10 protein-coding genes are annotated in these 12199 nt (G+C 62.6%); 2 read left to right on the top strand and 8 right to left on the bottom strand.

Translation table 11 applies throughout. From position 1 onward, the window contains the following. Positions 1 to 159: 159 nt before the first annotated feature. From LB558_RS24895 to LB558_RS24860, 8 genes are all read right to left on the bottom strand, one after another. Positions 160 to 1686 (bottom strand): aldehyde dehydrogenase family protein, encoded by a 1527-nt coding sequence (locus tag LB558_RS24895; RefSeq protein ID WP_224699977.1) that lies wholly within the window; start codon positions 1684 to 1686, stop codon positions 160 to 162. Next, complete coding sequence (locus LB558_RS24890) at positions 1686 to 2492, bottom strand: creatininase family protein (protein WP_224699976.1); 807 nt, start codon at positions 2490 to 2492, stop codon at positions 1686 to 1688. The genes LB558_RS24895 and LB558_RS24890 overlap by 1 nt, the downstream gene beginning before the upstream one ends. Further along, positions 2489 to 3463, bottom strand: coding sequence for an ABC transporter permease (locus LB558_RS24885; RefSeq protein ID WP_224699975.1), 975 nt, complete (start codon positions 3461 to 3463; stop codon positions 2489 to 2491). Before LB558_RS24885 ends, LB558_RS24890 begins: the two co-directional genes overlap by 4 nt. Positions 3464 to 3473: 10 nt before the next feature. After that, complete coding sequence (locus LB558_RS24880) at positions 3474 to 4496, bottom strand: Gfo/Idh/MocA family protein (protein ID WP_224699974.1); 1023 nt, start codon at positions 4494 to 4496, stop codon at positions 3474 to 3476. Between the two features lie 11 nt (positions 4497 to 4507). Further along, entirely contained in the window at positions 4508 to 7051 is a 2544-nt protein-coding gene (locus tag LB558_RS24875) for an ATP-binding cassette domain-containing protein (protein WP_224699973.1), read from the bottom strand. 116 nt (positions 7052 to 7167) lie between these two features. Next, positions 7168 to 8187 (bottom strand): sugar ABC transporter substrate-binding protein, encoded by a 1020-nt coding sequence (locus LB558_RS24870; protein WP_013530435.1) that lies wholly within the window; start codon positions 8185 to 8187, stop codon positions 7168 to 7170. A gap of 153 nt (positions 8188 to 8340) precedes the next feature. Then, positions 8341 to 9285, bottom strand: coding sequence for a threonine/serine dehydratase (locus tag LB558_RS24865; protein WP_224699972.1), 945 nt, complete (start codon positions 9283 to 9285; stop codon positions 8341 to 8343). Then, complete coding sequence (locus LB558_RS24860) at positions 9275 to 10342, bottom strand: succinylglutamate desuccinylase/aspartoacylase family protein (RefSeq protein WP_224699971.1); 1068 nt, start codon at positions 10340 to 10342, stop codon at positions 9275 to 9277. The genes LB558_RS24865 and LB558_RS24860 overlap by 11 nt, the downstream gene beginning before the upstream one ends. A gap of 130 nt (positions 10343 to 10472) precedes the next feature. On the opposite strand from LB558_RS24860, the gene LB558_RS24855 reads away from it, so the two are divergent. Both LB558_RS24855 and LB558_RS24850 read left to right on the top strand, forming a co-directional pair. Next, a complete protein-coding gene (locus tag LB558_RS24855) occupies positions 10473 to 11258 on the top strand; it encodes an IclR family transcriptional regulator (protein WP_224699970.1) in 786 nt (261 codons plus the stop codon). A gap of 128 nt (positions 11259 to 11386) precedes the next feature. Further along, entirely contained in the window at positions 11387 to 12136 is a 750-nt protein-coding gene (locus LB558_RS24850) for a GntR family transcriptional regulator (protein WP_127256098.1), read from the top strand. Positions 12137 to 12199: the final 63 nt, after the last annotated feature.

Genomic DNA, 12199 nt, shown 5'->3' with positions numbered 1-12199 from the left:
CATACGGTCGCGCGGGGAGGCCCGCGCACAAGAGCATGATGCCGAAAAGTGTGAAGCGGTTTTCGGACGGCATCATGCTCTATGTCTTTGAGTTAGAGCCGGATAATTTCAGGTCGTATCGACCTGAAATTATCCGGCTCTGGGCGCGGGCCTTGAATGTCAGCGAGTGACATCCACGGTAATCGTCTTCAGGTCGCACATTTCCATCAGCGTGTGCCGACCCCCGGTGCGACCGAGGCCGCTCTGCGTACCGGCGGCGCCGCCGGCAGGGATGTGCGGCTCCCAATAGCAGCTCATCTCGTTGATGTTGACGATGCCGACCTTCAGGCTTTCAGCAAAGGCAAAGGCGTTCTTGATGGTGCTCGTGAAGACCGCGGCCGACAGTCCGTAGGGGCTGGACGCCGCAAGTTCCATCGCCTCCTCGTCGGTCTCGAAGGTCAGCACGGGTGCAATTGGCCCGAAGGATTCCTCGACATTGAGCAGGCTTTCCCGGGTCAGTCCTGTGACGATCGACGGCTCGAAATAGAGATTGGTGGCAAAACCCGACGCCACATTGCCGCCGGTGACGATATCGGCCCCACGGGCACGGGCGTCCGCGATGTGGCTGAGCACCTTGTCGACGGCCACCGCATTGTTGATCGGACCCATCGTCGTCGCCGGATCGAAAGGGTCGCCCATTTTCACCTTCGAAGCCGCTTTCACGAGACCTTCGATGAAACGGTCGTGGATGGATTTGTGCACCAGCACGCGTTCGGTGGCCGTACAGATCTGCCCGGCATTGGCAAAGCAGCCGGCTCCCACCTGGGCGGCAGCCATGTCGATATCGGCATCGGCCAGGACGATGGTCGGACCGTTGCCGCCCATTTCGAGCAGAAGTGGCTTGCCCGCGCCACGCCGGGCGATCGTCGCGCCGGTGGCGGAACTGCCGGTGAAGCCGATGGCATGGGTGCCCGGATGAACGACCGCCTCGTCGCCTACCTCCGCACCGTCACCCAGAACGAGATTGATGACGCCATCCGGCAGTCCCGCCTCGATGAAGCATTCGACGAGTGCCGTTGCAATCAGCGATGTCGTCGGCGCGGGCACCCAGACGACGGTGTTGCCCGTTGCGACGGCCGGTCCGAGATAATAGAGACAGGGCAGGGCGAGCGGGAAATTCCAGGGTGTGATGATGGCAAAGACGCCCTTCGGCTGCAGGAAGCTGAAGGCGCGCTTGTTGGCATCGGCAAGCGGAAACGCCGCCGTCTCCAGCCACTTCATCTGCTCTGCTGCATTGCGGAACCCGAGAGCTGCTGCCGACGCTTCGGCCTTTGCCTCGCTGTGGAAGGGCTTGCCCTGTTCCAGGCAGAGCAGGCGCGCAAGCTCCTCGGCGCGCCTGTCGATCGCGTCGGCAATGCGCATGCATAGCTGAGCGCGCGCGAAGGTTCCCATCTTGCGCATGGCCTCGCGTGCGCCTTCGGCTGCTTTCACCGCGCGGCCGACATCGGCGCGGGTGGAAAGGGAGAGATAGCCGAGATGCTCGCCCGTCGAAGGACTGTCGATTTTCAGGAACTTGCCGGAACTGCCCGCGATCCACTCACCGCCGATGCGGTTGATGCCGATGCGGGCGGCCGCCTCCGGCTCCGAGACGATCGCCATGCCGCGCAGGTTGGGGCCTTCGAGAGAAGATTTGAAATGGACTGTCATCATGCGTTCCTTTGGCCGAATTCGGATTGGATGTTCAAAATGGCGGCGCGGCTGCGCTCCACGGCTGCGATGAAAAGTCTGCTGCCGGCCTCCGCGCTCGCCTCCGACGGCGTACCGATGACGCCGTTGTCGCGGATGGCTTCGAAACGGCGCCAGACGGTGACAGCCGGCGCGGCGTAAAGGTGAGGATCCGGCCAGGATGGCGGGGTGCCGCCTGGCGGGATGAGATCGCGGCGAACGCTGTCGCCAAGCACATGCATCATCAACGAGGTTTCAAGCGCGCAAGCGTGACCGGTGCCCCTGGCGGCATCGGGCAGGGCCTGCGCCGCCACGTCGGCGATGAGATCGAAATACGAGAACCCCGCCGTGACGATGCCGCGCTGGCCAAGGGTGGTGATCGCCACCTGGATGGCGGCGCGGTTTCCGCCGTGGCCGTTCAGCATGACCGGTAAATAGCCGTCTTCGGCAAGGCAGCTGCAGAGATCGACGAGAACGGCGATGAAGGTCTGTGGGCTGAGGCTCATCGTGCCGGAGAAGGAGCGATGATGCTCGGACGAACCATAGGCGAAAGGTTCGGCAACACGGATGGAGGCCTGTCCTTCCGCCGCGGCGAGAGCAACCGCTTCCGCAAGCCAGCAATCGACGCCGAGCGGCAGATGGGGGCCATGTTGCTCGACGGCGCCGAGCGGCAGAATGACGACGGGTTTGTGCACGCCGGCTGCCGCGTGTCTTTCCGTATCCGGCGAGGTCATCAACGCAAAGCTGGACCTGGGCGGGATCGGCAAGGCCGGAACTGGCTCGCTCATCGTGCTGCCTCCACAAGCCGGGCCTTGACGTAGGTCATGCCGGAATCGGCCAGGAGAGCGACCATGATGATTGCCCCCTTGTAGAGTTCGAGGCTGGACGGGTCAGTGCCGAACACCCGAAGCGCCGTCGTCAGCAGGCTGACGATCAGGGCTCCGACGACCGCGCCCCACACCGTTCCCCGTCCGCCGAAAATACTGGTGCCGCCAAGCACGGCAGCGGCGATCGCGTCCAGAAGCAGCGAGGTACCGCCGATATTGGGCGTCACGACCGGCACCCGGCTGATCATGATCACAGCCGTCAGGAAGACGAAGATACTGGAGGCGCAATAGACGAGGATCGTGTGTTTCGTCACCGGGATGCCGGCAAGTTCCGCGGCTCCGGCATCCGACCCGAGCGCATAGGTACGCAGCCCGAAACGGCTGTGCCGCATCAGGATTGCTGCTACGGCAACGATCAGGAGCGTTGCGAAGATGACATTGGGAATGCCGAAGCTGCGCTCGATACCGACCGCGCGAAGCGTCGGATCCTTCAGCATCAGGACGCCTTTGGAGGCAACAGCAAGCGTTGCGCCTTGCAGCGCGACCATTGTGGCCAGTGTTGTCACGAAGGGCGGTATCTTCAACAGTGCGATAACGGCGCCGTTCGCGAGGCCGATCACCACCATCACGGCAAAGCCGACAAGCAGGGCAAGCGGCAGACCGGCGCCGCCGTCGATCAGGCTGGCGATGAAGACGGCACAGAAGGCGACGCCGACGCCGGCGGACAGGTCGATGCCTGCCGTCAGCAGAACGATCAGGGCGCCAAGCGCCAGTATGGCGATCGGGGTCGCCTGGGCGACGATGTTGATGAGGCTGGCGGTTGAAACGATGCGGGCGTCGATGAGCGCGAAGATCGCCAGCAGGATGACCAGCAGGATCAACGGCGAGAGATCGAGAAAGCGCCTGCACCAGATGTTCTGTTGGCGGGTCATGAGGGTTCTCTCATCGGATGTGCCAATCTTCGACCGGTTCGCGCAAACCTGATTTGACGCTGCGCAGGATTGCGTCATTGACGGCGACGGCGCGCAGGGCGTCGCCGAGCGGCATCACGAAGGGGGTGTCGTCGCGAACCGCCGTTATGAAATGGTGGACTTCCTCGAAGAGATCCCCGGTGATACGACCATTGACGGTCGGCCAGTGCAGGGCGTCGGGTTGCGACCACTGTCCACGCGACAGGATGCGTAGCCCGTGGTCGCGCACGTCGAGGTCGATCATGCCTTCGGTGCCGATGATTTCTGTGCGTGCCCAGATGCCGGTCGGAACGGTCGGTGGCAGTGTCCAGCCGAAGTAGAGCTGTCCGCTCATTCCGTTCGCCAGCTCGACGGTGGAGAAGATCGCATCTTCGGAGCGAACCCCGAGCGAAGGCATGAGCTTGGCGACGGGCCGGGAGTAGACGGCGGTGATGTCCGAACCCGAGATCCATTGCAGCGCATCCACGTCGTGCACGCCGAGGTAGAAGCAGACGCTCGAGTTTCCGTTCATGCGAAGACCGACTTCGCGATTGGTGAAACGGCCGCTGCTGCCGTGGATCGGCTCACCGATCCGCCCGGATTTCACCGCTGCCGCGGCCTCGCAATAGCGCGGGTCGAACCGCAGGATGTGGCCGACCAACAGGCGTGCGCCGCTTCTTTCAGCTGCTTTCGCGATCGCCTTGGCGGCGGAAAGATCATGAGCCATCGGTTTTTCGAGCAGCACCGGCTTGCCGGCATCGAGCAGCGTGCGGCAAACGTCTTCATGCAGCGTGTCGGGTGCCGCCACTATGAAGGCGTCGGCGGCATTGGCGGTCAGCGCGGCGGCGGCATCGGTGAAATGCCGGACGCCGAAATCGGACGCGGCCTTGCTTCCCGTGGCAGCATTCGGATCAACGAATGCTGACAGTTCCGCGACAGGGCTGGCGGCAACCACCTGCGCATGCAGGAGGCCCATGTAGCCGGCACCGACGATGGCGATCTTCAGCTTGCTCAAAGGGTTTCTCCTTACAGGCATGGTGCAAGGTTGGATGCTGGCCGGGGTGCGCAGGCTGGCGGTGTGATCGTGCGATCACCGAAGGCCAGCGTCATCACGTCTTCTTCCGTCGCCCCACGCGCCAGCGTGCCGACAGAGTGGCCTTCGCGCATGACGACGATGCGGTCGGCCACGCCGAGGACTTCGGGCAACTCGCTCGACACCATGAGGATCGCCGCGCCCTCGGCCTTCAATCTTGCGATCAGGTGATGGAGTTCGGACTTTGCGCCGACGTCGACGCCGCGTGTCGGCTCGTCGAGCAGGATGATCTTCGGCTTGGTGGCAAGCCATTTGCCGATGACGACCTTCTGCTGATTGCCGCCCGAAAGCTCGATGGTCATCTTGTCGGGCTGGGCTGGCCGCACGCCTAGCGAGCCGATGAGATCGCGCGCGAGAGCCAGGATGCGGCGAGGTCTCAGCAGGCCGAAGCGACTGTTGTCGCGAATCCAGGCGAGGGACAGGTTATCCCTGATCGACATCGTGCCGACGAAGCCTTCCAGATGCCGATCTTCCGGTATGTAGACGATGCCGGCGCGATTGGCGGCCTTGGTGTCGCCGCCGGTCTGCTGCCCGCCGAAAATTCTGAGCGTGCCGCCGTGCATGGTCTCGAGGCCGGCAATCAGCCTGAGCACTTCGGAGCGGCCGCTGCCCATCAGGCCGGCGAGCGCGACGATTTCGCCCCTGCACACGCTGAGTGTCGCCGACTTCAAGAGCTTGCCATCGGAGATGTTGCTGATCTCGATCGCGGTTTCGCCGACTTGCGCTTCGAGATAGGGGAAGATGTCGCCGACATCGCGCCCGACCATCATGGAGACGATCTCGGCCTCGTTGGTCTGGCGGGTCTGGCGCTCGCCGATGAAGCGTCCGTCACGCAGAACGACGACGCGGTCGCACTGGCTGAAGATCTCTTCCATCTTGTGGGAGATGTAGAGAATGCCGGCGCCGCGAGCTCTCAGTCTGTCGATCAGGTCGTAGAGCTGGTCGCGCTCGCGGTTGGAGAGCGCGCTGGTCGGCTCGTCCATGATGAAGAACCAGGCATCGGACAGAACGGCACGGGCAATTTCCACCATCTGCCGGTGCCCGACCGAAAGCGTTCGCAGCTCCGCGCCAATGTCGATATCAAGCGACAGCTCGTCCATGATGGTTTTCGCATCGCGCCGCATTCGGGTCCGGTCGAGAAATCCCAGGCGGGTGTGCGGTTCGCGGCCGATGAAAAGATTCTCAGTCACCGTGAGGTCCGGCGAAAGGCTGAAATGCTGATGGATGACGCTGATGCCCTTGGCGTCGCTGGGGGAGTGGAACTGGACGGCGTTGCCGTCGATGACGATCTCACCCTCGTCCGGGCGATGCAGACCGGAAATGCACTTCACCAGCGTCGATTTCCCGGCCCCGTTCTCGCCGGCAAGTCCCACCACCTCGCCGGCCGAGACGGCAAAGCTGACACCGTCGAGTGCCTTGACGCCCGGAAAAGACTTGCCAAGCCCGCGCAGCGCTATGCTGTGTTTGCCGGCCGGTGTTGTGGCGGCGTTGCGGGGCGACGGGGTGGACCCGCGGCCACCGGTCTTGAACAAGGCGGCGACACTCTCCGGCTGGCTGGTGAGAACGGCCACCAGAATGAGGCTCGCGGTGACGAAATAGATCAGGATCTGCGGCACCTGGAGGAAGGACAGGCCGGTGTTGATGACGCCCAGCAGCAGCGCCCCGATGGCCGTTCCCCAGATGGAGCCCTGGCCGCCGGACAGTTTCGTGCCGCCGATGATCGCGGCTGTGATGGCCGTAAATTCAAGGCCGGTTCCGGCAAGCGGCTGGGCCGAACCAAGTCGGCCGATGGTGAGGATTGCGCCGAGCCCGGCAGTCGCGCCGGCAATCAGGTAGACGGAGATGCGCACGAGGTCGACGGGAACCAGAGAGGCCCGCGCCGCTCCCGCATTGCCGCCGATCGCATAGATCCAGCGCCCATACACCGTGCGATTGAGCACGAACCACCAGAGACCCAGACAGATGGCGGCGATGATGACGGAGACCGGCAGGAGGCCGATCGTCTCGCGTCCCGCGAAAAGCAGGACCGGATCGGCGACCGCGATGCTGGATGCGCCGGAGAGACTGAGCGCCAGGCCGCGTGCAAACGCCATGGTGGCGAGCGTTGCGATGAAGGGAGAGATGCCGGCAAAGCCGATCAGCGCTCCATTGAGCAGACCGATTGCGGCACCGCCGCCGATCGCGGCGACAAGGCTCAGGCTCGCCGAGCCGGTTGCCGTGTAGGCAAGACCCGCGGCGATGCCGGAACAGGCGAGGTTGCTGCCGACGGAAATATCGATGCCGCGTGCAATGATCACGGCCGTCATGGCAAAAGAGACGAGGGCGATGACCGCACTCTGCTGCGCGATGCTGACAAGATTGCCGGTCGACAGAAAACGCGGATCGATCCAGCCAAAGACGGCGATGGCGACCAGCAGCACCGCGATGAGAACCGGTTCGTTGCGCCGCAGTAACGGAGAGGTCCAGGACTGGAACATGGGTCGGTCCTCTTGTCGAGCATCATGCGCGGCCACCACGGAAGCGGCGACGGCGATCGTCAGGAAAAGGGGACGCCGGATGATATGTCATCCGGCGCTTGAGCCGCTTTAGGCTGTTACTTTGCCAGGGTCATGGCGGTCGCCGGAACCTTGGGACCGAGTTGCTCGGTATAGTTCTTGGCTTCCACCGCCTCTTTGTCGGTGTTGATGTATTCGAAGGTGAGGCCATCCGCCTTGAGCTTCGCCGCCGTCGCATCCGAGGTCACGAAATAGGTCGGCATGTAGAGATCCTGCGGCAGCTTTTCGCCGTTGGCCAGGCGAGCGGCAACGGCGATGTTCCAGTAGCCGACACGATAGGCGCCGGTCAGCACGTCCATCACCATCTTGCCGTCATCGATCAGCGGCTTCATCTCGGCGTCGCCGTCGTAGCCGCCGTAGAGCAACTGGGTTCCCATCGAGCTGGCAACGGAATCGGCTGCCAGGCAGAGGCTGTCGGAGATGCAGCCGATGGCCTTCAGGTCCGGATAGGTGGTGAGCCATGTCTGGGCGGCATTGGTTGCCTTGGCTGCGTCCCAGCCGGTCGGCTCGATCCCGACCACCTTGATGTCCGGAAACTCCTTTTTCAGGGTCTCGACAAAGCCTTTTTCGCGCGTGTCGGACACGAAGTTGCCACGCGACCCGACAAGCAGGGCGACTTCGCCCTTGCCGCCAAGCGACTTGCCGAGCGCGCGAGCAACCATCGACATGTTGTCGTAGTCGGGATAGAGCGTCGAATAATTCGAGCCGGCCTCGACCTTGTTGCCCATGGTGATCACCGGAATGCCGGCGGCAGTGGCTTTCTGGATGACCGGAATGACCGCATTCTTGTCGATCGGATCGATCAGGATCGCACTGACGCCCTGATTGATGAAATTCTCGATGATGCTGACCTGTTTTTCCAGACTGCCCTCGGCGCTCTGCCAGGTGGATTTCACCCCATAGTCGGCGGCAGCCACGTCGCCCGCTTCCTTCATGCGGACGAAGAAGGAGTTCTGCAGGTCGATTGCCGCAAGCCCAAGAACCTTTTCCGCGGCAAGCGAGGGCGTTGCGATGGCGAGTGCGAGCAGAGCAATGGATGCTTTCAAGGAAATGCGCATGTTTCAATTCTCCTCTTGTTGCGGCAGGGCGATTCTTCGCCTCTTTTTCATGTTCCGCACGACGACCGTCCCAGCGACAGGCATTCCGGCGGTATTCCGCGGCACTCGTGCCGTATCCATGTCAGGGCCGCGTCCTGCGTGGACCGGCCTTTCTCAAGCTCGGCCGTTCAGGCCTTCGACACCGGCGCCACAGACAAGCCCGGCGATGCGGGCGCCGCGCGGTGGCTTGAAAGCTCCGCTCATCAACGCGGCCAGCGATGCCGCGCCGCTGAGGTCGGCGGCGATGCCGAACTCGAACCAGAGCAATTCAGCGGCCTTCTCCATGTCGGCATCCTCGACAAGGACGATGTCGTCGACGTGCTTGGCGACGATCGCATAGATGCTTTCGTCCGTTCGGCCGCAGGCCATGGTCGCCACCTTCGTCGTTATTTCGGGCAAGCGAACGACATGGCCGGCAGCCAGGGAGGCGTGAAGGGTCGGTGAACCGGTCGGCTCGACACCAATGATCCTGGCGTCGGGTTTGACGTGCTTCAGGACTTCGGACATGCCGCTGATGAGGCCGCCCCCGCCGATCGCGACGATGTAGATGTCGGCATCGGGAATCTGATCAACCATCTCCAGCGCCACAGTGCCCTGACCGGACACGATCTGCGCATCGGCGAAGGGATGCATGTAGAAGGCGCCGCACGCCTTTGCCTCGGCCAATGCCGTCTCATGCGCTTCATCCCAGACATTGCCTGCAAAGCGAACGTCAGCGCCCCATTTGCGCAGTTTTTCCGCCTTCAGCGGGCTTGCATTGTTCGGCAGGTAGATGGTGGCGGGAACGCCGGCCTGGGCGGCCACATAGGCGGTGGCCAGGCCGTGATTGCCACCGGATGCGGCGACCAGTCCGTTTTCGATCCGGTTCGGCTCGAGCGTTTTCACCCGATTCGTGGCGCCCCGGATCTTGAAGGAGCCGCTCACCTGGAGGCATTCGAGTTTCAAATAAACGTCATTTTGAAGGTCTGCGCCCGTGGCATGATCGAGCTTGACGACCGGGGTGCGCCGTATGAAGGGGGCAATGCGCCGGGCAGCCGCCATGATGTCTTCATGGCTCATCGGTCAGTGCCTCCGGATATTCGTTGGCAAGCACGAAGCAGCAATTCCCCGGGCGCACGCGGCCGGGCTGACGCTTGGCGAAAACGATGCCGTCGATGGGGTGAAGGAGATCGATTGGCGCGCGTGACGGCGTGTGGAGGAAGTGAATGCGTCCGGCAAGGTCGCCCTTGCTGACGGCACCGCCGAGCGGGCTCAAGGGTTCGAAGACACCGTCCTCCTCGGAAAGCAGATAGCCTTCGCTTCCTGGCACCTTGAGCACGCGTGCGTTGGCGCCAGGGGCAATGTCAGGCGCGCCTTTCAGGACGCCTGCATGTTTCAGCACATTGCGGATGCCCCTGCGGCAGATGCCCAGCGCATCCTGACTGACAAGGCCGCCGCCGGCCATCTCACTGCCGATGACGATCAGCCCCTGGTGGTTGGCGGACGCGGTCGAGGTCCGGGTTTCACCGAGATTGTCGACCATGACAACGGTCGGCGCCCCGAAGGCGAGCGTCGCCTTGATGTTCTTGCGATGCCCTTGCGCGGTGGGGGAGGGCTCGATGATCGCGCTCGGCAGGATCATCAGGGACGAACCGCCGGAGTGGAGATCCAGGAAGTAGTCGGCCTTCGGGAACAGGATGTCATGCACATAGGCCGCGATCTGGCTTGTCAGCGTGCCGTTGAAATCGCCCGGAAAACTGCGGTTGAAATTCAACCCGTCGACCGGGGAGGTGCGGGTGCCGGCCTCGACGGCCCGAATGTTGATGGCCGGAATCGCAATGATACGACCGGCAATATCCCGTGGATCGATCTCGCGCAAAAGCTCGCCGAGCGCGATCGGCCCCTCATATTCGTCGCCGTGGTTGCCACCCTCGATCAGGACCGTCGGACCGTCGCCGTTCTTGATGACGGCGAGCGGAACGCGGACCGTGCCCCAGGCATCGTCGTGCGGCGATTGGGGCACATGGAAGAAGCCGATCTGCTTGCCCTCGCGATCGAAATCGACCGACGTGTAAACACTGTTGTTCCGGGGAGTGATGGTCGCGCGGACAGTGTTTGCAGGTCTCTGTACGGTCATCGGGTTGGCCTCGAAATTCATTGTCCCGTCATCATGTCAGTTTTATATATGGTGTCAAGTTTGGATATAAAACCAATGGCAATTCCGATTTCTTGTCTCTATCGTGCGTGGACCACCGGGGATTCTTTGAATGGCAGACGACGCAAAAGAGAGTGGCAAGCCGACCTATTCGGCCCCGGCGCTGACCAAGGGACTGGATGTCCTGGAGCTGCTGGCGGAGGCGCGGGCGCCCTTGACGATGAAGGAGATCGCGGAAGGCCTCGGCCGTTCGAAGAATGAAATATTCCGGATGCTGATCGCGCTGCAGGAGCGACAATATATCGAGCGCAACGCCGAGACCGACGCCTATTCGTTGACCGACAGGCTTTTCAAGCTGGGACTGCACACGCCGAGCGCTCAGGATCTCATGTCCGCCGCCATGCCCGAGCTGACGCAGATTGCCGAGGACTCAAATCAGTCGCCGCACCTGGTCGTCTTCAATCATGGCTTGACCGTTGTGACCGCGGCCGTTCCCGGCGGCGAGGACATGGCGTTCACGCTGCGCCTCGGCTACGGCCGCCTGGCTACGGACGCGACTTCCGGCCATGTGATTCTTGCCTTCCAGCCGCCAAAGGTCGCGGCGCGGATGATCGATGAATGTGCGGTGCATTCGCCGGCGCCGCTGGATCGTGACGCGCTGGAAAAGCAGCTTTGTATCATCCGCGCGGACGGCTACTGGATGCGCGAGAGCCGTGACTTCGTCGGCATCACCGATATCTGCTGTCCGGTCATCGGACCGGACGGCAGCGCCGTCGCCTCCATTATCGTCGCCTATATCAATCGCCATACGCGTGAAAGCCGCCATGCCTATACTCTGGAGGTCCTGCGTGCTGCCTGCGATCGCATCTCAATGAAGCTGTCGCCGCGGGTTCGCTGAGGGATCGTGGTGCGCTGAGGGCGGACGAGGCACCGTCCGCGGGCCGTTTGCACCGGATTGATAATACCAGTATAGGTCCAGTCGGGAATGTTTTGATCCTGGGTGCTTCTCGCGCGGGAGGAAAGGCAATGACAACCGTGAACCTGATCGGGCTTGTCAGTCGGGAAATGGAAGCGACAGCGTCCGATGTGCCGCTTTACAGACGGTTGAAATCGGCGATCGAGGCAGCGATCCGCTCCAATGCGTTGAAGGCCGGCGCGGTTCTGCCGGGCGAACGGGTTCTGGCGGAAGCCCTGTCGATCTCGCGTGTCACTGTGAGAAAAGCTCTGGCGCTGCTCGAAGAGGAAGGGCAGCTCAATCGCCGGCATGGTTCCAAAACCGAGATCGGGTCGCGGGTCGAAAAATCGCTTTCGACGCTGACGAGTTTTTCGGAGGATATTCTGGCGCGCGGCCTGAAGCCTGGATGTCTATGGCTTTCCAAGCAGATAAGCCGTCCATCCCCAGCCGAAATGATGGCTTTGGGTATTGCGGGCAATACCAATGTGGTTCGCATGCGTCGTGTGCGGACAGCCGATGGCGCGCCAATCGCCGTCGAGGTCTCGGCCGTGCCGGTTCGCTTCCTTCCTTCGCCCGAGATGGTTCAGGACTCCCTTTATGAAGCGCTTGATGCACGCGGCCTCCTGCCTCAGAGGGCAATCCAGCGCATGCGCTCGCGCGGCGCATCGCTGGAGGATGCAAAACACCTTCACTGCGAGGCGGGGGCACCGCTGCTGATGACCGAGCGCCGCTGCTTTCTCGCCGACGGACAGATCGTCGAATACTGCGAGACACGATACAAGGGCGACGTCTACGATTTCGTCTTCGAGCTGCAAAGGTAATACCAGTTCTGAACTGGTTGTAATCTGGTATTTTCCATTTATCGTGATGGCGACAGGGGAGTG

The sequence above is a fragment of the Mesorhizobium sp. CO1-1-8 genome (assembly GCF_020164875.1).
In the GTDB taxonomy this organism is placed as follows: domain Bacteria; phylum Pseudomonadota; class Alphaproteobacteria; order Rhizobiales; family Rhizobiaceae; genus Mesorhizobium.
This window is presented reverse-complemented; position numbering and strand designations above follow the sequence as displayed.